This is a genomic window from Vibrio owensii CAIM 1854 = LMG 25443 (assembly GCF_000817815.1).
Taxonomy (GTDB): Bacteria; Pseudomonadota; Gammaproteobacteria; order Enterobacterales; family Vibrionaceae; genus Vibrio; species Vibrio owensii.
Genome location: NZ_JPRD01000023.1, coordinates 179,147 through 200,587 on the forward strand (window position 1 = coordinate 179,147; position 21,441 = coordinate 200,587).

Genomic DNA, 21,441 nt, shown 5'->3' on the forward strand with positions numbered 1-21,441 from the left:
ATCGGTTAAGCACTCTTTTATCTCCTAAAGGTTTCCCATGATAGTAAATGGTCACTTACATTTTTATGTAGGCACCTATACCGATTCACCAAGTCAAAGTCAGGGCATTGCGTGTGTTTCTCTCGATACTGCTACTGGCGCATTAACGCTCATCAATGAACTTGTTCCAGACGCAGTAAAAACGATTCGTAACCCTTCTTACCTTGCGCTCAAAGGAGAGGGTTTATATACATTTAATGAAGTCGAACGCTTGGCAGGTGCAGAGCTGATATTTGCTGAAAAAACAGACAACTATGCACTGCCAATTGAAGGTGACTACCCTTGCCATATCGACATTAAAGAACCGTTACTCGCTGTTGCAAACTACGGTTCCGGCAATGTGAGTGTTTACCAACTTGATGAGCAAGGTAAGCCATTGAAATCCATTGCAGAATTGTATGTAGAAGGTAATGGACCCAATATTGACCGTCAAACTTCCCCTCATGCCCATCAAGTCACTTTTCTAGAACATTCCGCTCAATTGGCTGTGGTCGATTTAGGTACAGACAGTGTTCACTTTTATGACTACGGCAATGATGGTGAGACAGTTAAGTTTCCACTTTCTCAAAGTGTCGCTATGCCTGCTGGCTCAGGGCCTCGTCATTTGATCTTCAATCGTGATGAATCTGTCGCGTACGTTGTTTGCGAATTGTCTGAAACGCTGGTGGTACTTCGCAAGCAAAACGGACAATGGAATCTGACTCAGCAAGTTAAACTGCTAGCCGATGAAGAGAACAAAGAAGCGGCGTCTGCGATTCGTCTCTCTGCGGATGAGCGCTTTGTCTATGTCTCATGCCGTGCGCAAAATCTGATCAGCACATTTGATGTAACGAGCAATACTCCGGTTCAAATTGCCGCGTCCGATTGTGGTGGCGCGTTCCCAAGAGATTTTGTTTTATCCCATGACGGGCAGTGGATGCTCGTTGCTAATCAACATTCACATAATGTCGCTAGCTTTCACAGGAATCCGGAAACTGGCGCTATCACTCCAACCGGATACTCATGCGACATCGGTGCGCCTGTGTGTTTGGTTGAGAAGTCGTAATTAAGAGAAATAACATGACAATTCATCGTATTAATCCATGCAAACGTTGGTCTGATGTAACGGTATTCAACGGTATTGCCAACTTTGTTGAGGTGGCAGAAGCTGACACCACTGCGGATATGAAAGGGCAAGTGCAGCAGATCTTCGACCAAGCTGAACAAATGCTAGCCAGTGTTGATAGCGATAAGTCGCGCATTCTATCTGTGACGATTTACGTGACGGATTTTGCTAACTTCGATGCGCTTAACGAAGTGTGGGATGCGTGGTTCCCTGAGGGCTGCGCACCAAGCCGTGCTTGCGTCAAAGTTGAATTGGCGAACCCTGAACTGTTGGTAGAAATGGCGTTCGTTGCTGCTGCGGGTGAGAAGTTCCAGTAGTTCGACATCTCTCTACTTAAACCATCAAGCCCAGCGTTATATAGCTCAATAACGCTGGGCTTTGTTTTATTGAACTAATCAGCATAAACCAAATAGGTCGCCAGTAAGCACGAATTTGAAAATATCACGCAAAGTATCACTTATTGGCTTAAAATGAGTTCTTTTGATACTTAATGATCGGTTGCTGTTTCTTTTGGGGCATACACTTATCCCGAACTTAAGAAATAGGAGCATCATCATGAAAGCAATCACTACATCGGTTTTGGCGTTAAGCTTATTGGCAGTGGGTTCAGCGCAAGCATTTGAGTTAACCAGTAAAGACATCCAAGAAGGTCATCCTATGGCGAAGACCTTCGAATACAACAGCTGGGGCTGTAATGGTGGCAACCAATCTCCACAATTGATGTGGAAGGACGCGCCAGCAGGAACTAAGAGCTTTGCAATCACGGCTTATGACCCTGATGCACCTACTGGCAGTGGTTTCTGGCACTGGGTTGCGTTTAACATTCCAGCTTCAGTAAGTGAACTGCCACGCGCAGTGAACATTGAAAAATTGGGCGGTAAAGAGTCGCGTATTGACTACGGAACGGTTGGTTTTGGTGGCGTTTGCCCACCAGAAGCAGACGGCATGCACCGCTACCAATTTACGGTTTGGGCATTGCCAACAGAGAAACTAAACCTAGATGAAAACACGCCGGCTGCTGTGGTTGGTTTTACCCTTAACAGCATGGCACTAGACAAAGCAAAACTGACGGCGACGTACACACGTTAAGCCGTAATGGGTAGATGATAGAAAACGAGGGGAATAGATGAGCCATCAATATCGAGTCACGTTGTTTCGTGCCGAGCAGTTACAGAAACTGCGTAATGTGAAGATCCATTCCCCAAGTATCATTCAGATCATCACGGGCAGTAAGCGTCTGTTCTGGAAAGAATCGGCGCTGGATCTTTCCCATTCTGAGTTGCTGCTTTGTGAGGCTTCCGCATCGCTGAGTTTTGAGAACTTACCGCAAAAAGGTAAGTTTCTCTCTAGAATGTTCAGCTTTCATTGTTTGCCGTCAGAAGCAATGCTTGAACTGAGTGCAAGCATTGACGGTGGTGAAGAAAAGCCGACATTAGAAGCCGATAAAGCCTTGGAAGACACGCTCAATGCTTTGTTCTCGTTTGACCAACAAACCATGAGCAAAGAGACCCAAACCTTCTGGGTAATGGGGTTGTATCAACAACTTGCTGAGCGTGGTGTGTTGCATCACTTGTTTGCGAGTGCGAACACAACATTCAGCCAGAAGCTGAGCCGTTATTTGTCGCATTCTCCGGGAGAGGAACACCCATTAGAGCTAGTGGCTGAACGTTTTGCCATGAGCCGTGCGACTATGATTCGCAAGCTCAAGCAAGAGGGCACTCAGTATCGGGAAGTGCTGGCGGAAGTACGCTTAAATCATGCCTTGTATTTGATGCAGAATGGTCATTACAACGTCGCGCTGTTGGCTCAGTCTTGCGGCTATCAATCCGAGGGGCGTTTTAGTCAACGCTTTAAAGGCAAATTCGGATTGACTCCGAGTGACTACATCAAAACGGTTGTGGTCAGTTAGCGCTTGCGAATAATTGCTTGCGCGCGTTTAATCGCTTACGCGCGTTTTACCGAGTGCAACGCAGTTGGTGCTTTGGAATCTGCAATCGCCAAATCAGACAGAAGCTGTTGCAGTAACTCTGCAGCGTGGACGTTCGCTTTTACTTTATCAACGTCACTCCAGCTCGTACTGTTTTCTTCTTCAAGGTATTTAATTGTCTGTTGTGAAAGCTTGAGAACAGCATGCCACTTCAGTTTTTTATATTCTAAATTCATACTCAAACTCCTATGTGAATGATTAATTTAAAACATTGTTCAAAACTTTGAGTTAGCAAATAGGAATTTGTTAATAAGCCTATGCCTAGAGCGGATATAAAAAAGCGCCCATCGCTTTAACGACGGGCGCTTTCAAGTCACTATAACCTTTGGTTATTTGTAGTATTTCTTCTTCATTTTGAGTGCTACGTTCACCAAAGCAATCAATACAGGCACTTCGATCAGTGGACCAATGACACCAGCAAAAGCTTGGTCTGAGTTTAGGCCAAACACCGCGATAGAAACCGCAATTGCCAATTCAAAGTTGTTGCCTGTTGCCGTGAAAGCAATCGATGCATTTTTGTCGTAGTCGATGCCCATTTTCTTACCAACGAAGAAGCTGACAAAGAACATCAACACAAAGTAGATAGCCAGTGGAATTGCTACACGGAATACATCCATTGGAAGTTCAAGAATCATTTCACCTTTTAAGCTGAACATCAGTACGATGGTCGCAAGTAGGGCGATAAGCGTAATTGGTGAAATGCGTGGGATGAACGCGTCGTTGTACCATTGTTCACCTTTCGCAGCGACCAGCCATTTGCGGCTTAGGAAGCCCGCTAGGAATGGGATACCAAGGTAAATCAGAACACTTTCCGCGATGTCCATCATCGAGATATCAACCACGAAACCTTCGTAACCAAAGACTGGTGGCAACACAGTGATGAACAACCATGCCATCACACTGTAAGTCACGATTTGGAAAGCGCTGTTTAATGCAACTAGAGCTGCACCGTATTCTTTGTTACCGCCACCGATATCGTTCCATACCAATACCATCGCAATACAACGAGCAAGACCGATCAGAATGATACCAACCATGTAGCCCGGATGATCACCTAGGAAAGTCAATGCAAGGATGAACATCAAAATAGGGCCGACAATCCAGTTCATGACCAAAGACAGCGTGATCGCTTTTTTATCTTTCGTCACTGTGCCTAGCAGGTTGTAGTTCACCTTTGCGAGTGGCGGGTACATCATCAAAATCAAACCAATCGCTAGCGGTACGTTTGTGCTACCAACTGACATTGACTCGTTCCACTCAGCAACTTGAGGGAATGCTGCGCCAATACCTACACCGATTGCCATTGCAACAAAAATCCACACCGTTAGGTAACGGTCCAAGAAGCTCATTTTGTCGCTGGCACTATTTAAAACTTGAGTAGTCATAGTGTTCTCTTATTCGTTTATCGTCGAAAGGCGATAGTTAAAGGTATAGTTTATCTCTGCACGCCTGACCAGCGTGCAAAGGGAATTAATCAAATAACTTGGAAAATCCTAGATTGAACTGATCAAACGCGTCGCGTTGAATGCGGTAACACACCTTAGGTGGGTTTGGCTCGGCGCTGATAAAGCCAGCTTGCTTTAGAATGCGCAAGTGCTCGGAAACAGTAGATTGCGCAAGACCCAGTTCAGAAACCAAATCACTGTTCAAACAACCGCCCATTGTATCAAGCGTGTGCAGGATATGCAGAATGCGTAAACGTGCTGGGTGTGACAAAGCTTTTGCTTGTGCTGCTAGAGTTTGTTCTTTCTCGAGCTGTTGTTGTGTTGTCTGAAAAACAACTTCGCACGTGTCGTTGCACTTATCACTCATTCGCTGGCCTTAATAGTTAATCGTCGAATTGCGATAAAGTGTACGCCTGCTCTGTGGAAGATGCAACAAATCGATGAAAAAATTAATCGGGAAATAACGATGAATAAAAAGTTGAAAAAATATCTCTTGTAAAAACAGTAATATAATCAAAATCCAAGTAGGTTACTAAAAGTTAACTAATTGCACTATATTTCTAGGTTACCATAATAAACCACATCCGACGCACAATGGTTATTGCGTCATCTTGTGAACTTATTTAAAGGTAATCCCATGAGCAACGTACTGATCATCAACGCACACGAACCATCACCATACTCAGAAGGTCGTCTAAACGCTTCTCTTGTCGACAAAGCACAGACGCTTCTCCAAGCAAAAGGTCATGAGGTTCGCGTTGTGACACTGCAAGATGAGATCAACGTAGATGATCAACTCGCACACTTTGAATGGGCTGATCGCGTGATCATCCAAAGCCCAATCAACTGGATGTCTGTGCCTTGGTCATTCAAAAAATACATGGACGACGTGTTTACTGCGGGTATGGGCGGCGCACTGTGTGCATTTGATGGCCGTAGCGCAGAAGAACCAAAGAAAAACTATGGTACAGGCGGTACTCAAACCAACAGCAAATACATGCTGTCACTGACATTCAACGCGCCAGAAGAATCGTTTGATGATGAGAACGAATACCTATTCCAAGGTAAAGGCGTGGACGATTTGATGTTCCATATGCACGCTAACTTCCGCTTCTTTGGTATGTCAGCACTGCCTACATTCGCTTGTTACGACGTGATGAAGAACGCAGATATCGAAAACGATTTTGTTCGTTTCGAAGCGCACATTAACGAAAACTTCTAATCCTTTTAGAAACATAGTGCGAACTGAATGATGAATTGAGATGGACTGCTGCAGGCGGTCCATTTTTATTTGTTTGCGGCGAGGTGACGTTTTTATTACTCTAAAGCACTAAATGTATCTAGCTTACTTTTCGTTACCTAGATTGGGTGCGTATCTTGAGGTGTATTGTGGAAAGCAGAATCAGTGTAGATAGCAAAGGTCGTAAGTCAGTGGCTAACGTATGTGCGGAGCCATGTGCTATCGAGAAAGGGATGCGTCTAATTGGTGGTAAATGGAAAGGCTCTTTGATTTTTCATTTGAAAGATGGCCCAGTTCGCTTCAATGACTTAGCACGCATGCTAGGCGGCGCAAGCAAAAAGATGATCGACCAACGCCTTAAAGAGCTAGAAGCGGAAGGTATGGTGGTGCGCAAAGTGATCAGCGATCGCCCAATTGCAGTCAGCTATGAGCTAACAGAGTTCGGCCGTACCGCACTTAAGATTCTTGATGATTTGCGAATTTGGTCTGAGACTCACCAGATTGAGTTGCGTAAATAACGCGGCCTTTTGTATCTCATCATCGATTAACGGTTTAAGCCAATAAAAATGCCAGCATATCGCTGGCATTTTTTATGTTTGATTGTTGTTTGGGGCTGATTGGGCGTAATCCGCTTAGTAGTCCAACGTACCACGGATAGGGTAGTTGTTGTCTGGATTACGAATCCAAGCCAAACCACGTGATAGTGCGCCAAGCTCAGGGCGAACAAATGGGTTGTTTGAAATATCCACCACGTGCAAGTTGCCGTGTTCATTCACCACAAACAGCCCCGGTTCTGCGAAGTTATGGTCAGTTTCTTGCTCTGAACGAGGCAGTGAAATGTACAGACCCAATGTTTTCATTTGTTCTTCGGTTAGGCCGTAAGCAATCGGGAAGCTGATTTCGAGTTTCTCTAGATGTCCCTCAAGCTGCTCTTTTGAATCGCCTGAAACCGCAAGAATATCAACGCCTGCTTCTGCGAAAGCTTGTTTGTAGCCCTCTAACTCATTGAGGTATTTGGTACAAAGAGGACAGTGTTTACCACGATAAACGAATACAGCTTGCCAAGTCGCATCACCTTGCGGCTGACCTAACGTCACGCTTGAACCATCTAGCAAGGTTGCTTGAAGAGAAGGGAAGCTGTCGCCCGCTTTAAGTTTCACTGAAGTTGCCATAATGACTCCCGATTTGGTGGTATATATCCATGGATGCCCCTTCGCAATAAAAGCGATTGTGTAGGGGGTGAGACTTCAATGTAGACCCAGTTTTGCGGCATTTCAACTAGTTAACTTTTGGTAACCTAGATAATGAATGGCAAGAAAAAGAAACAGTTAGAAGAGGAAAGCAGAACTTAAAGATACAACGAATTGGGGGTGTAGTATCAGGAGCTAAGTTCTGCTTAAGGTTCGTTTACCAGTTGAAGAAATCGTTCATTGTTACCAGAGCCATAACTTCAAGCTTGTTGTCCGAATGCGCAACGCGCTCTCGGAAATAGGTTGCCATTGTCGGCATGTCTTTCGCTGATCGAATTTGGAATCGCATAGTGTTTCCTCCTTGTTGCTGACAGGGTCAGTATGCGAAGAAAAGAGGAGCTGAAAAAGAGAGTAGATTTCTGTGGTTTATTCCTAGTTAGCCCCAGAAGGTGCGCTAACTCACCGATTTTTGCGTTAGTGAGGGTAAAAAGGGGAACAAAGTGTTTGGAAGTTTTCTTATTTTCTCTCGGATAAGTTGAGTAAAATAAACCTATATCCACTTTTTGAGGGCGCGCGGTGTCTGATCTCAACTTGTTCCGCTACTACCAACGACTCACACCATTTGGCGTGGGAAGTGAAGCCAAAACCACATTGCAGGAAGTCGCTGACCTGCTGTTCACTTCTCCTCGCCATGCACGCAGCTTACTGTCGCAAATGCAGGAGCAAGCATGGTTGAGTTGGCTACCAAAGGCGGGACGAAATCAGCGTTCAACGTTATTGCTGAACATCGAGTTGAGTGCGTTAAAAGAAAGCCTCGCACTGGAGCGAATCAAACTGGGTAAATACGAAAAAGCGTTGGCGATTCTCGATGAAGATGAAGCTGCGTTTGGACGTTTGCTCAAAACGACTTCAGGGGCGTCTGTTCAAGAAGGTCGACTCAACATTCAGCTCACCTACAAACGTATGTTTGAGCGTATTGTTCCTCATCAACTGCATCGAAGCAGTGAGCGCTTCTTCTTGCGTCAAATCTACTGTTGTTTGGTATCCAGTGACTACAACGGAGTGGTGAAGCCAGAGCTTGCTCATCATTGGCGTTATGACGAGAAAAGTTACGAATGGACCTTCTACCTGCGCCCGGGCTTAACTTTTCACAATGGCGCACCGATTGATGCCGATACCGTTGTTAGCCTGTTTGCTAAACTCAGTTCTCTTGAGTTGTATGAGAAAGAATTGGCTCATGTCGATAACATTACTGCGCCAAACCCACTCAAGGTTGTGTTTACCCTTAGCAAGCCAGATTTGGGTTTTGCTGGGCTTATTTCTGGCGTGAAGTACGGTATCCAACCTGTTAGCCAAGTGAACGTCGCCAATAACAATTTGGTCGTTGGCAGTGGTCCTTTCTCTGTGATTGAACACAGTGCCCATCGATTAAAACTGCAAGCTTTTGACGGCTATTACGCCTGTCGAGTACTGACCGACATGGTGACGATCTGGATCGTCAATGATGAGAAAATGGAGAACCCATCCCTAGCCGCAAATACGCCACCTAAGCAGGTAGAAAAAGCGGACGACGAGCTTGCCGACAGCATGTGCGGGCATTACATGTCGACACAAGATGCAGAAGCGGCTCCGGCGAGTCAACACAGTCGCACCGAGGACGGTTGCTTGTTTGCCTTGTTTAATCAACATGCCAAGTATCCTCTGTCTCAAGCGCAGCGCCGTTATATCGCCGAGCTGATTCAACCGGAACGACTTGCTGATGTGATGCGCAAAGAAAAAATCGTGTTTGGCAGCGTGCCTGCTTACAACATGTTGCCAACGTGGAAACCCGTATTAAGACCGTTTGGTGAAGAAAGCAAACTGCCTAAACATATTACCATCGCAGGGTACAACTACACGGCCTTGAGACGATGTGCGCGTGCAATTGCTAACCTACTTGAAGGGACAGGTAGCAAAGTCGGCATTGTGATGTATTCCTACCGAGAGCTAAGTGAAAAAGCCAAGAACGGCACATTGGATGAAACCTTGGTGGTGACGAATATTAACTTAGATGACAACCGTCACGCTTCGGCGTTTACCAACTTCTTTAGCAATACCGTGTTGCACCACACCTTGGGTGAAGAGAATGCGACTTGGTTGGATGAGCAATTAGAGAAAGTGCGCGCGTATACCGCGCTAGAAGGTTACCTCAAAGCGCTAGAACCTATTGCTTCCACACTCGTCAGCGAATACTGGATTGCACCTATGTTCCACCATACGCAAACTTTGCGCTTCCAAGGTGTATTGGAAGATGTTGCTTTAACCAACTGGGGTTGGCCAGATATTCGCTCGGTGTGGTCAGCGGATTAACTGTCTTACTTATTTAGCAAAGTGCTGCTTCACGAATTCAATGAAGGCTCTGGTTTTCGCTGACTGATAGATGAGTTGCGGATACACCAAGTAAACCGCGTTGTGTTGGTGGTCAGTTTCTTCCGACAGAACCTGCACTAGACGGCCGTGTTCAACGTCTTGCTCGACAAAGTAACTGGCTAATCGAGCAACGCCATTGCCAGATAGGGCTGATTCTTTGAGTAAGCGGTTTTCGTTGCTAGAAAGCCAACCTTGGGTTTGAACTGTTCCCGTTTTTAACGGCCACTCTTTTTGATGCAATGTGGTTAAGCATTGATGCTGTTTTAAATCCGCTAACGTTTCCGGCGTGCCTTCTTCTTGTAGATACTCAGGAGAAGCAACTAGCCAGTGGTAGTAGTCCAAAAGGTGATGTGCAATCATATTCTCTGGCGGGGTTCTTGTCGCTCGAAACGCAAAGTCGACGCTGGTTTCCGTCAGATTAAATGCTTGATAGCTAGAAAGGATCTCGAACTCTACGTTTGGATGTAGAGCGCGAAACGCCACACATAAATCATGCAGCACCGCTTCAGCAAACATCTTGGGAGCGGTAAGCCGAATCAGGCCGTCTATTTGCTCAGATTGCTGACTTAAACTCTTTTCCATTTCCATTACGCGTCGTTTGAGATCTTCCGCTTGTGCAAAGATCGACTCACCTTCTGCCGTCAATCTCACGCTGCGTGTGGTTCGAACAATCAAAGGCGTAGCGAGTTCCGATTCCAATCGCTTGATTTGTTCCGACAGGTAGCTTTTAGAAATGCCAAGTTGCTCTGCTGCTCTAGAAAAGTTGAGTGTTTGAGCCACTTCGGCAAACAGCATCAGTTTTTCAATTCTTTTGTAATCTGCCATCTTGATTGTTCGCTAGTGGGGATAATGAATTCGATTTTACGGTATTAAACTAATTTTTACGAACGGTAAGATGGTTCGAGTTAACTTAAGAAATTAAAAATGCAGAAATCGGAAAAGTGAGAATAACGATGAACAATCCAACACTACCGCTCGCCAAAACCTTACCCAACGTTAGCCGCTTGGTCTTCGGCTGCATGGGGCTTGGAGGGGAGTGGAATCGCAACCCGTTAACCGCCCAAGATGAAAACCAAGCTTATGCCGCTGTAGAGGCAGCATTAGAGGTTGGCATCAATCTCTTTGATCATGCGGATATCTACAAATTTGGTAAGGCAGAAGAAGTGTTTGGGCGCATCTTAGCCAGTGACTCAACGTTACGAGAGCGAATTTATCTGCAATCCAAGTGCGGCATCCGTCTAGGAGGTGAGCATGGTGTTAAGCAGTATGACTTCTCTGCTAAATGGGTGACGGCTTCTGTTGAGGGCATTCTTGAGCGCCTTGGCGTGGAGAATCTTGATGTTTTGATGCTGCATCGTCCTGATCCTTTGGTTGAATTTGAAGAACTGGGCACAGCGCTACAAGCCCTGAAACAAGCTGGCAAAGTTAACCACTTCGGTGTTTCTAACATGAACAGTGCTCAAATTGATCTTCTCCAACATGCAACGGGCGAAGTTATTGTGGCGAACCAGTTAGAAATGAGTCTGGCTAAGTCTGACTTCATCAAGCAGGGCATGGGGCTTCCTTCGTCTGCATCTGACTACGTTGCAGGAACACTGGAGCATGCCCGTAGGCACAATATCCAACTGCAAGCGTGGGGCAGTATGGCGCAGGGCAGATTCTCAGAGCGTGGCTTACATTCTGATGATCACAATACCAGACAGACGGCGGAGATGGTGATGGCGCTAGCAGCTGAATATGGTGTGTCGTCTGAGGCGATTGTTTTAGCCTTCCTGACGCGTCATCCAAACCAAATTCAGCCTGTTATTGGTACTGCAAACCCACAGCGTATTCGCGCTTGTGCTCAAGTAGAGAACGTCACGCTATCACGCAGCCATTGGTATGGATTGTTCGAGAAAACCCTTGGCCATGAGATTCCTTAGGAGAGAAAAATGAAATACGTACAAGTTCAAACTCTGATTCAAACGGCATTGGAAATTGCGACTGCTCGCAAGCAAAACATTGCGGTTGCCGTGGTGGATACGCATGGTGAGTTGCTCGGTTTTGCCCGAATGGATGATGTGAGCGTGCAAGCAGGTTTGTTGGCACAAAATAAAGCCTACACCTCGGCTAGAGACCGTCAGCCTAGTGGAAATTTGGGCGCTTGGGCTCGTGAGACGGGTAAGCAGTTGAGCTATTGGACTGACCCAAAGATCACGGGCTTTATGGGCGGAGTACCTGTAGAACAAGAGGGGAAAGTCGTCGGGGCAATTGGCATCAGTGGTTTGGCTGAGCAAGATGATGAAGCACTTGCGATGGAAGTATTAAAAGCGCTGTAAACAAAAAATCCCACCAATGCTCTTCGCTAGACATTGGTGGGGATGGTCAAAATGATGGAGTTGACCACGAATATCAACGGTAAATGCCTGCTCGCCTTCGAAAAGCGTCATCGAAGTGGAGAGTGACAAGGTGGTTATTGCTGACCACTGACAAAATCAGCGCAAACCTAGGTTAGGAGCGTGCTTACTGGATAACAGAAAGCTGCTATCCAATAAGCTGTCAGTTCATTTTGCCAATCAGTTAAAGGCGCGAGCTAAGGTGCCATGACCTTGGCAAACGTACTTCACTGAGTTGCTGCAGACGAAGACCGATTCACCCGCTTTCAAAGTGATGTGATCGTCTTGGCTAGAAACCGAGATTTCCCCTTCGATACAAAACAAAATCTCTGCGCTACGTACGAATTGAGTCGTTGCTGTACCTTCAACGGCCATCACTTCAAAACCGAAATCATCCACCGGAATTGGGTAACTAAGCTTGCCTTGTTTATGCACGGGCGCGAGCTTGATTTGTTCTGGGTCAATCGCGTTGAAGATGGTGTTGTCGATAAGCTCAGGAACGTCGATGTACTTAGGTGTTAAGCCAGCGCGCAGTACGTTGTCTGAGTTCGCCATGATCTCCAAACCTGTTCCTTGGACGTATGCGTGTGGCGTTTCAGCATGAAGGAACATTGCTTCGCCCGGAGCGAGTTCAATCGTGTTCAACATCAATGGCGAAAACAGACCAATATCGTCCGCGTAATGCTGACGGAAGTCCTGAATATAACCGTAAGCTTCTCGTGCCATAGTAGTTTTCGCAGGGCGCTCTAAGCTTGCGTATAGCTCATTCAAAGCCTGTTGTTTGCGCTCGCCTTCTAACGACATAATTGCAGAGAAGAACACTTTAAGACCTTCACTGTTTGGTGTGGCTTTCAGTGCGTTGATTTCAGTCTCTAGAGCAGTGATGTTCGCTTGCTCAAACAGAGATAAGATCTGTTCAATTGGGCGGAAGCCGTTCATCGCTTTGTAAAACGTCAGCGCATAAACCAACTCCGGCTTATGGTTTGGATCTTTGTAGTTACGGTTTGCAGCATTAAGCGGGATGCCTTGTTCGTTTTCACGAGCAAAGCCAATTTCCGCTTTGTGCTTACTAGGGTGTACTTGGATAGACAGCGGTGTTTCAGCGGCAAGCACTTTAAATAGGAATGGCAGTTCACCAAAACGTGCAGCGGTGTAATCACCCAGCGATTGCGTTTTGTTTTGGTTGATGACTTCTGACAGCAGCTGTTTGGTGTCAGCAAGCTTTGAACAGCCGTTTGGATGAGCACCCATCCAGATTTCTGCTTGTGGCTCGTTTGCTGGATTGTCGATGCCGAATAAATCATGAATCGAGGTGTGGCTGCCCCAAGCGTAGTTTTGAATCACATTGTCCAGTTTGAATAGAGCGTGTTGCATGGCGATATTCTCTTGATTGGAACGAAAGAAGAGGAGAGGCTTGCTCCACGATGAGAGCAAGCCTGAGTCGGTTTGGACGGGCTATCTAGTCGATGGCCTTATCCCGAGAACCGGATTAGAACTTCACTTGGAAAGACTTAACCTGACACGGCTTCAGCGTGCCGAACGATGCAGTGTCCACTTCATTTAGTAGGACTTTCTCGTCTAGCTGAGTTTCTTTCCATGACGTGACTTCTGAAGTAAACGCCACTGTGTCGTTAATCACTTCGCTCTCTGATGGGTTGTAGACGCGCAGGATGAGTGCATCCTCGTCTTCCGCCTTCTTCAGTACGCTCAGTACCGCGCCTTCTAGCGATTTGTTTAGCAAGCTGTGCGTTAGCGGTAAATTTTGCTCGCCTACGTTCAGCTTCATCGCGTTGTAAGGGAGCTTGTTGTAGCACTGGATTGGAGTCACGTTGTCACGCGCCGCTGCCATTACGTTTGCTTCGATGTGGTTGCCCGCGAAACCAAACAGTGCGAACTCACAAACGATCTTGCCGCGTACTTGTGAATCTGGCGTCGGGATCTTGATACCAGATGGACGACCCGGACGAAGCAACAACTCTTCTTTACCCAATACGCCAATACCACGCAGAAGGGTTAGGGCGAATGTGTCACGCTCTTCATTGCCTTGGCTTGAAATCACTTCAAACTCACGCAGACCGTTGCTCATTAGCGCCATACCACCTTGTGCGTTTTCAACCGCAGCAAAGTTCATTAGTTGGTAAACCGGCACTGGTGCTTCTTTCCAGCCGTCTGCTTCCCAGTTCGCCATTTCTAGATCGTTCGTTGGGCGAGTGATCAAACCGAACTGGTTATCTGCTACTACGGTTTCAGACACAAACGGTGTTGGTACTAATACGCGAACGCGGTGGTCGTCAGCTTGGTTGTCCAGCTCCATGCGAACTTCAATACGGCGTGTACCTTGTTTTAGAACCACTTGGCAGTTCACGTCTAGGTAACCGTTTTGACCTGTGCGCTCTTCACGTTGTTGTAGGTTCTCTGGCAAGTTCATGCGCAGCTTGATGGTTGCCACAGATTGGAAACCTTCGTGCTTCACATTCACTTCTGCATCGAATTCGTCTGAGTACAGTAGCCACTCTTTACGAGAAGGTGAGTAGTCGTATTCATCACCATCGTCAGAGCCGTCTTCAATGCGCAGCGCTTGTTCGTAAAGGTGCTCTGTCTCTTTGTCGAAGATGTTCAGAGTGCCGTTTGCGTTGACGTTGATGCGGTAGAATTCGTTCTCAAGAAGGAACTCTTTCTGCTCAGCCACTTTTTGTGTGCCTTTCTCATTCGCTTGAATGTGTAGGGTAGTGAAGCCCATCGCTGGCACAGTGTGTTTGATTTGAATGTCGTACTCGATGAACGGGTCGTAGTTACCGTAGTGAACGATTTGACGGTCAATCTTACCTGGGTCGATTACGCGTTGATCTTGGATGAAGTATTCAACTGGCGTGCCGTTTTTATCAAACAGGTTGAACTGTTCTGCACGGATAGTGATGGTGGTGTTTACCACTTCTTCACGAGCGTATGGCGATAGGTTGAATAGTGCTAGCTTGTCGCAACCTTCGCGTGCAGGCATGTGGTCAACAATCTTACGTTTGTAGAAGTTGATCAGGTTGGTCGCCATGTCGTCAGCAAGGATGTAACGGTTCAAGATCTCTGCGTGTACTTTGTCTGAACAGCAGCAGCCAATCGAGTCGTGAGCGTGGTTCTTCATGCTCTCTTTCCACATCTTCTCGATTAGACCGTGGTGGTATTCAAAGCCCAGTGTCCATGCGATAGACGCTAATGGCTCAAGAATGTTTACGATCTTGTTTTCTACTTCTGCGTGGATCAGTTTGATGTCCATACGCGTTGAAGAAATAGTACGGTGAACACGCATGTATTTACCGTCGTTGAACTCGCCTTTGATGGTATCAAGCTGATCGCGCTCGGCTTCAATACGCTCGAACACTTCTTCAAAGCGGCTCATTTTGAATTCTTTGTCTGGGTAGATTTCACGTAGCTTATCCATCACCTCGAAGATGTCTTTTTGGATAGGCATTTGGTCGTGACCGTTTGGTAGTAAGATGTCTTTTGTTACCGACGGTTTTTCTAGCACTGGGAAGTATTTATCTAGACGCGCGCGCAGACCTTCTTCGTCTTGCGGTAGGTATTTACCAATCGCGTAGCCCAGTGGCAGTACTTGCGCAGAGACTTCGCTGCCATCGTTTGATTGCCACAAAAACTCGGTTTTATCTGTGCCGTGACGCTCTGAACAACCACGCCAGAACATTGCGCGATTGATGCCAAAACCGTTGTAGATAGCTGGTAGCTGAGAGCTCATAGAGAATGAATCTGGTAGGTAACCAATCTTCATTGGCTCGCCTAGCGCTAGACAGTCGCGCAATCCGTAAAGCATGTTACGTACGATAGATTCACCAGATACTTGCATCGTATCCGTTTGAGAGTACCAAGGGCCAACAATCAGTTTGCCTGCTTGTACTAGCTCACGTACGCGCTCTTTGTTTTCTGGCTTGATTGCGAAGTAATCTTCTAGAACTGCGGTTTGACCGTCTAGAACGTAGTATTTGTAGTCTGGATCGTTTTCCAGACGAGTCATGATTTCTTCCATGTTGTTCACTAGCAGAATGCGAGACTCTTCTGTAGTGAAGTACCATTCACGATCCCAGTGCATGTGAGGAGTAATATGAACGCGAGATGTAGTCATAACTTTTACCGTCTTAGGCAATAATTGCCGTTAATTTGTTTTAAATTTGATTGCTTTCTATTCGTTTTTGCGGCGTTTATGCTTGCCGACGAATATTTAGGGCGCAGAAATCCCACGCCCAAAGTTTGTGTTGAGCGAATCTATGAATGATTCGAATTAATGTTGAGCGGCAGCCTCAGTGACAAATTTGCCCTTTTTTACTGCGTGTGCTCGCCACATGATGAGAGTGATGGTCGAGATAGTTGCACCAATCAGCGCAGCGCCAAACCAGATTGCCGCAGCCGTGAATGCGCCTAGACCTGCATCGTGTAGTAGGAAGATTGAGAAGATACCTGCACCTGGAGTCGATAGACCTACGCCAGCAGCACCTACCATTGCGCCTGTTACGACCGATCCAAGTAGGAATGAGCCAATAACGCGGATTGGGTCTTCGATAGCCATCGGAATCGCACCTTCAGTGATGCCCGCTAGACCAAGCAACCAAGTTGATTTACCTGTTTCGATTTCAAAATCTTTGAACAGGCGAGGTGCAAGCATGGTTGAAGCCGTTACTGTGAACGCAGAGACCATTTTCACTGAGCCGAAGATAGCGTATGGACCGTAAACACCGTTCGCCATTGCACCCAGACAGAATGCGTAAGCGGCTTTGTTGACTGGACCACCAAGGTCAAACGATACGAATAAACCAATTACTGCGCCTAGAAGTAGGGCGTTGGTACCAGACATGCCGTTTAGCCAGTCTGTCAAACCTTGGTTTAGCCAAGCAACAGGTTTACCGATAACGAACAGCATCAATGAGCCAGCAACCAAAGTACCGATAACCGGGTATAAGTAGAAGGTTAAGAAGCCGTTGAACGCTGGGTTCAAACGTATGTTCTCTTTTACCCAACGCATGACGTAACCAGCAATCAAACCGCCGACAACACCACCAAGGAAGCCAGAGCCGATAAGGTTCGCGGCGATACCTGCGGCAAAGCCTGGACCAAGCGCTGGTTTATCTGCCAATGAGTAAGCGGTGTATGCCGCCAGTACAGGAACCATCAATGTACCCAGTAGACCACCACCTAGCTTGCGGTACATCCACAGCCAAGAGCCTTCTTCTGCATACAAATCTTGTAGGTTGAACATTTGTGCCAATAGCACGGCAACAGCAAGTACGGTACCGCCAGCAACGATAAGAGGAACCGCGTAAGAGATACCTGATAGCAGTGCTTGTTTTAGTTCAGTTTTAAGTGGTAGCTTCTTCGGTTTGTCGTTGGTTGCAACTGCAGCGCCTGCACTTCGACCTGCTTTACCTGCTTCAACTGCTTCGTTAAGAATGCGCTCAGAGTGTTTGATCGGCTCAGCAACTGGCACTTCTACACGAGGAATACCGTCAAAACGCTCTAACTCTTTGATTGCCACTTCAGCCGCGAAAACGACCGCTGTTGCACTGTTGAGCTGTTCAGCAGTTAGACGATCTTCAATCCCGTTTGCGCCTTGCTTTTCAACATGCACGTTGTAACCCAGCTTCTTACCTGTCTTCTCTAGGTATTCTGCTGCCATGTAAGTGTGCGCAATACCCGCAGGGCAAGCCGTCACACAAACGATGGTTGGTGCATTTGTATCTAATTGGACTTGTTTTTCTTCTTGCTCTGCCTGACCATCAAGCAAAGCGAAAATTTGTTCTACATTTGTAGCATTTAGCACTGCTTCACGAACATCGTCATCCACTAGCGTTGTGGTCAGTTCGGTCAACAAGTGCATGTGTGTTGAACCTGCTTCCGCATTTGGAATTGCGATTAGGAAGATCAGGTTTACGTCTTCGTCTTCATCCAGACCTTGCCACTTTAAGTCTTGTTTTAGTGTGGCTACGGCAAACGCCGCCTCTTTTACTGCATCTGTCTTACCGTGCGGTACTGCTAAGCCTTCGCCTAGCGCCGTCGGGCCTTGCTCTTCACGAGCAAACACTGCTTGTAGGTATTCTTCCTTGTTATGCAGTTTGCCTTGCTGGTCTAGCTGGTCGGCAAGTGCACGAATCGCTGCGTCACGACTTTCGAACGTCGTTTGTAGGTTTATCAGCGATGGGTTTGTAAGAGAGGTTAATTTCATAACTTTTGTCCCATTGTCACATTCGACATTGTTGTGCATTCAACAATGATGTGAATAATACCTTTTAAATACAAATGATCCGTGATCAGGATCGCAGTTGAATTAAAGTATGTATTATTGTTGTATTGTTTTGGCTTGTTTTTGTATGCCGATATGCGAACAAGTGCTTGTCATGTTGACCTGAATTCGTATTATAGAGCTCATAAACCAAGTCTTTCTTGCAATGATAGTTCACTCCAGTGTGCTCGGTTCTTGAGTTGTCTCAAACAAGTTCACTTGAATGGTCATTTGTATTGTTTTTATAGAGGTAAACATGGCAAGACTGCCAATGTATCGCCAGATTGCGGATGCGATTCGCGAGAAGATCAGCGATGGCGAATACAAAGTAGGAACCGCTCTTCCTACCGAAGCTCAGTTACGCGAAGAATTTTCTTGTAGCCGAGTCACGGTTCGCCAAGCGTTAAAACTGCTGATTGAAAATGGCGAACTGGAAAGTGTGCAGGGTAGTGGTACCTATGTGAAAGAGAACAAGGTTAACTACGACATTTACCAACAGACCAGCTTTGCAGAGAAGTGGGCGCACCTAAATGCAGTCACGCACAGTGATGTGGTCGCGTTCGAGATCACTAAAGCATCGCTCACGATGGCGGATGCACTGAACATTAATGAAGATGACAAAGTCTTTTACGTGAAACGTGTTCGTTACCTAGATGACAACCCAATCACGGTAGAAGAAACTTGGCTACCGACAGACATGTTCCCTGATCTCACCTATCAAGTGATGCAAGGTTCTAAGTACCACTTTATCGAGAAAGAGAAGGGCATGGTGATTGATCGCAGTGAGCAAGAAATCATCCCAGTACTGCCACCGCAAGACATTGCAGAGCTGCTAGATATTGATCCGGCTGAGCCGATTATCGAAAAGCGCACGCGTGGTTTCTTACAAGGGGATGTGGTGTTTGAATACAGCCGCAACTACTTCAAATCGACTGACTACAAGTTTACGCTGGTGGCAAAACGTCATAAGTCGTAAGCGCGATATTACGCATTTCATTTTAAACCCGCCACTCGGCGGGTTTTTTGTGTCTTTTCTCTTCCGACCTTCTGTTCGCTCTATGCTGAAACTAAGCAACGTTTCGATTTCTTTTAGCAAACAAGTGTGATGATTATCCCTGTTTGAAACTCACTAGCGCCGAATTAGTGGAAAATGAAGTTTGAATTTAATCACGATAAATAGCGAGTCAATAGTCGTAATGTGATCGAGATAAACTATTGCGAATTTCTAGAAATGTTTGGATAGGTGCGGAGGTTCAAATTATGCCTATTGACATGTTGCTGAAAGAAAATTTGTTGCTAACTTTCTTTGTCTATTTTTGAGCTATGTTCATTAAAACAAATTGACAGCCATTTAATTGTGATTTGTTGCACAAAAGAGGCGTGCTTGCGCGGTTCTACGACTCTTATTGATAATTAACCCATCGATACCGAACTGTTGATAGGGTTTAAAAATGCTGTATGAATTAATCGACCACGAACTAGTAGATGTTATTAATGACCGCGCTTACCAATGGCAAGACGCAGTTAAAAAGACAACGCAATACCTAGAAGACAAAGGTTACGTTTCTCAGCAATACGCGGATGCCATCATCCAATCGACCGAAGAAAATGGTCCTTACTATGTGTTGTGCCCTGGACTGGCGATGCCACATGCTCGCCCAGAAACCGGTGTCCTAAAAACGGGCTTGGGCATTCATATTTTCCCTTCACCAGTTGATTTTGGTTCGGACCTTGGTCCTGCCAACATTCTAATTACCCTAGCTGCAAAAGACTCTGATACCCACATTGAGGTGATTCAAGCGCTGAGCGAGATGTTTGTGGACGAAGAGAACATTGCAAAACTGGCACAAGCTTCATCTAAGGAACAAGTGCTAGACATAATAAAAGCATACTAAAAGGAACATAACGTGAAAGCAAACATGCGAGCCAATGTGCAAGCATTCGGGGGGCATTTGACCGCCATGGTGCTGCCAAATATCGGAGCCTTCATCGCTTGGGGCTTTATTACTGCACTCTTTATCCCAACAGGTTGGATGCCAAACGAAGCGTTTGGGGAACTTGTTGGTCCAATGATCACTTACTTATTACCACTGTTAATCGGTTATACCGGCGGTCAAATTGTTGGTGATAAACGCGGCGCGGTAGCCGGTGCCATCGGTACCATGGGGGTTATCGTTGGTGCGGACATCCCAATGTTTGTTGGCGCAATGATCATGGGCCCACTCAGTGCTTGGGTTGTGGTGCAAATGGATAAGCGAATCCAACACCGTATTCCTTCTGGTTTTGAGATGGTGGTGAACAACTTCTCACTAGGTATTGTGGGCATGATCCTGTGTCTGTTCGCCTACGAGATTGTTGGCCCAGCAGTAACAGCGGCAAACTTGTTTGTGAAATCAGGCATCGAAGCCTTGGTGGCAACGGGATTCCTTCCTCTGCTTGCGATCATCAACGAGCCTGCGAAAGTGCTGTTCCTAAACAACGCTATTGACCAAGGTATTTATTACCCACTAGGTCTGCAGGCGGCCGCTGAAACAGGCAAATCTATCTTCTTTATGGTGGCATCTAACCCAGGTCCGGGTCTTGGTATGCTGCTGGCTTACGCGAAGTTTGGTCAAGGTCTGTCTAAACGTTCTGCGCCAAGTGCCATTATCATTCACTTCTTCGGTGGTATTCATGAGCTGTACTTCCCGTACGTGTTAATGAAGCCAATCATGATCTTGGCGATGATTGCGGGTGCCGCGACAGGTATCGCAACCTTCAACCTACTTGATGCAGGTTTGGTAGCAGGTCCAAGTCCAGGCTCAATCTTCTCTTACCTAGCACTAACACCGAAAGGCAGCTTCCTAGCGACCATCGCAGGTGTCACAACTGCAACGATTGTTTCCTTCCTTGTCGCAAGTGCGATTCTGAAGATGAGCAAAGCCGAAGACAAAGGAGACGAGTTTGAACAATCAGTCTCTGATATGAAAGACATGAAAGCGGAAGGCGCAATCAAACCAGTTGCTGCAGCAACACAAGAAGTCAACAAACCAATTTCATTTGTCGCATTCGCTTGTGATGCGGGTATGGGCTCAAGTGCGATGGGGGCTTCAACCTTCAAACGCAAGCTAGTTCAAGCCGGGATTGATATTGAAGTGAAGAACTTCGCTATCGAAAAAGTCCCAAGTGAAGCCGATATTGTCGTGACGCACGAAAGCTTAGAAAGTCGAGCCATCAAAGCAACAGGCTTGCCAGTGGTAACGATTAAGAACTTCCTCAATGACCCAGCGCTCAATGAGCTGATGGATACGATTAAGCAACAAGCGGTCGCGACTGAGCAACCAGCCTAACAATGCAGTATGGGGTGGCACCTACCACCCCATTTAGGAGAGAAA

General features: G+C 46.4%; 21 protein-coding genes. 12 read left to right on the forward strand and 9 right to left on the reverse strand.

Annotation, left to right across the window (positions count from 1 at the left end; all coding sequences use genetic code 11):
- The first annotated feature begins 37 nt into the window (after positions 1-37).
- The 4 genes from H735_RS14390 (at position 38) to H735_RS14405 (ending at position 3,053) form a co-directional block, all read left to right on the forward strand.
- Positions 38-1,084 (forward strand): lactonase family protein, encoded by a 1,047-nt coding sequence (locus H735_RS14390; protein WP_020194763.1) that lies wholly within the window; start codon positions 38-40, stop codon positions 1,082-1,084.
- 14 nt (positions 1,085-1,098) lie between these two features.
- Positions 1,099-1,461: a RidA family protein gene (locus H735_RS14395; protein ID WP_005534602.1), complete on the forward strand. Its 363-nt coding sequence runs from the start codon at positions 1,099-1,101 to the stop codon at positions 1,459-1,461.
- A gap of 238 nt (positions 1,462-1,699) precedes the next feature.
- Positions 1,700-2,233: a YbhB/YbcL family Raf kinase inhibitor-like protein gene (locus tag H735_RS14400; RefSeq protein WP_005435484.1), complete on the forward strand. Its 534-nt coding sequence runs from the start codon at positions 1,700-1,702 to the stop codon at positions 2,231-2,233.
- 37 nt (positions 2,234-2,270) lie between these two features.
- Positions 2,271-3,053, forward strand: coding sequence for a helix-turn-helix transcriptional regulator (locus H735_RS14405; RefSeq protein ID WP_020194764.1), 783 nt, complete (start codon positions 2,271-2,273; stop codon positions 3,051-3,053).
- A gap of 35 nt (positions 3,054-3,088) precedes the next feature.
- Here H735_RS14405 and H735_RS14410 read toward each other — a convergent pair whose 3' ends face one another.
- From H735_RS14410 to H735_RS14420, 3 genes are all read right to left on the reverse strand, one after another.
- On the reverse strand, positions 3,089-3,307 hold the full coding sequence (locus H735_RS14410; protein WP_005435487.1) for a hypothetical protein: 219 nt from the start codon (positions 3,305-3,307) through the stop codon (positions 3,089-3,091).
- A 153-nt stretch (positions 3,308-3,460) separates the two neighbouring features.
- On the reverse strand, positions 3,461-4,516 hold the full coding sequence (gene arsB, locus H735_RS14415) for an ACR3 family arsenite efflux transporter (RefSeq protein WP_020194765.1): 1,056 nt from the start codon (positions 4,514-4,516) through the stop codon (positions 3,461-3,463).
- Positions 4,517-4,601: 85 nt separating this feature from the next.
- Positions 4,602-4,943: an ArsR/SmtB family transcription factor gene (locus H735_RS14420; RefSeq protein WP_009706198.1), complete on the reverse strand. Its 342-nt coding sequence runs from the start codon at positions 4,941-4,943 to the stop codon at positions 4,602-4,604.
- Between the two features lie 270 nt (positions 4,944-5,213).
- Between H735_RS14420 and H735_RS14425 the strand changes: the two genes are divergently transcribed.
- Positions 5,214-5,798 (forward strand): NAD(P)H-dependent oxidoreductase, encoded by a 585-nt coding sequence (locus tag H735_RS14425; RefSeq protein ID WP_020194766.1) that lies wholly within the window; start codon positions 5,214-5,216, stop codon positions 5,796-5,798.
- Positions 5,799-5,965: 167 nt separating this feature from the next.
- A complete protein-coding gene (locus tag H735_RS14430; RefSeq protein WP_005435493.1) occupies positions 5,966-6,334 on the forward strand; it encodes a winged helix-turn-helix transcriptional regulator in 369 nt (122 codons plus the stop codon).
- Between the two features lie 114 nt (positions 6,335-6,448).
- Here H735_RS14430 and H735_RS14435 read toward each other — a convergent pair whose 3' ends face one another.
- On the reverse strand, positions 6,449-6,988 hold the full coding sequence (locus H735_RS14435) for a peroxiredoxin family protein (RefSeq protein ID WP_005435499.1): 540 nt from the start codon (positions 6,986-6,988) through the stop codon (positions 6,449-6,451).
- Positions 6,989-7,223: 235 nt separating this feature from the next.
- Positions 7,224-7,355, reverse strand: a complete 132-nt coding sequence (locus H735_RS31915) for a hypothetical protein (protein WP_009706196.1) — start codon at positions 7,353-7,355, stop codon at positions 7,224-7,226.
- A gap of 227 nt (positions 7,356-7,582) precedes the next feature.
- Between H735_RS31915 and H735_RS14440 the strand changes: the two genes are divergently transcribed.
- Positions 7,583-9,355, forward strand: a complete 1,773-nt coding sequence (locus H735_RS14440; protein ID WP_020194767.1) for an SgrR family transcriptional regulator — start codon at positions 7,583-7,585, stop codon at positions 9,353-9,355.
- 9 nt (positions 9,356-9,364) lie between these two features.
- Here H735_RS14440 and H735_RS14445 read toward each other — a convergent pair whose 3' ends face one another.
- Positions 9,365-10,240 carry a LysR family transcriptional regulator gene (locus tag H735_RS14445; RefSeq protein ID WP_020194768.1) on the reverse strand — a complete coding sequence of 292 codons (876 nt, stop codon included), beginning with the start codon at positions 10,238-10,240 and terminating at the stop codon, positions 9,365-9,367.
- Between the two features lie 128 nt (positions 10,241-10,368).
- Between H735_RS14445 and H735_RS14450 the strand changes: the two genes are divergently transcribed.
- Entirely contained in the window at positions 10,369-11,337 is a 969-nt protein-coding gene (locus tag H735_RS14450; RefSeq protein ID WP_020194769.1) for an aldo/keto reductase, read from the forward strand.
- A gap of 9 nt (positions 11,338-11,346) precedes the next feature.
- Positions 11,347-11,733: a GlcG/HbpS family heme-binding protein gene (locus H735_RS14455; protein ID WP_020194770.1), complete on the forward strand. Its 387-nt coding sequence runs from the start codon at positions 11,347-11,349 to the stop codon at positions 11,731-11,733.
- A gap of 237 nt (positions 11,734-11,970) precedes the next feature.
- On the opposite strand, the gene manA is transcribed toward H735_RS14455, so the two are convergent.
- The 3 genes from manA to mngA form a co-directional block, all read right to left on the reverse strand.
- Positions 11,971-13,164, reverse strand: a complete 1,194-nt coding sequence (gene manA, locus H735_RS14460; protein ID WP_020194771.1) for a mannose-6-phosphate isomerase, class I — start codon at positions 13,162-13,164, stop codon at positions 11,971-11,973.
- Between the two features lie 115 nt (positions 13,165-13,279).
- On the reverse strand, positions 13,280-15,919 hold the full coding sequence (gene mngB, locus H735_RS14465; protein WP_020194772.1) for a mannosylglycerate hydrolase: 2,640 nt from the start codon (positions 15,917-15,919) through the stop codon (positions 13,280-13,282).
- 156 nt (positions 15,920-16,075) lie between these two features.
- Positions 16,076-18,010, reverse strand: a complete 1,935-nt coding sequence (gene mngA, locus H735_RS14470; RefSeq protein WP_027726581.1) for a PTS 2-O-a-mannosyl-D-glycerate transporter subunit IIABC — start codon at positions 18,008-18,010, stop codon at positions 16,076-16,078.
- Between the two features lie 313 nt (positions 18,011-18,323).
- On the opposite strand from mngA, the gene H735_RS14475 reads away from it, so the two are divergent.
- The 3 genes from H735_RS14475 (at position 18,324) to H735_RS14485 (ending at position 21,396) form a co-directional block, all read left to right on the forward strand.
- Entirely contained in the window at positions 18,324-19,043 is a 720-nt protein-coding gene (locus H735_RS14475; RefSeq protein WP_020194774.1) for a GntR family transcriptional regulator, read from the forward strand.
- Positions 19,044-19,518: 475 nt separating this feature from the next.
- Entirely contained in the window at positions 19,519-19,962 is a 444-nt protein-coding gene (locus H735_RS14480; protein WP_005425097.1) for a PTS sugar transporter subunit IIA, read from the forward strand.
- 12 nt (positions 19,963-19,974) lie between these two features.
- Positions 19,975-21,396: a PTS mannitol transporter subunit IIBC gene (locus H735_RS14485; protein WP_020194775.1), complete on the forward strand. Its 1,422-nt coding sequence runs from the start codon at positions 19,975-19,977 to the stop codon at positions 21,394-21,396.
- Positions 21,397-21,441 lie beyond the last annotated feature (45 nt).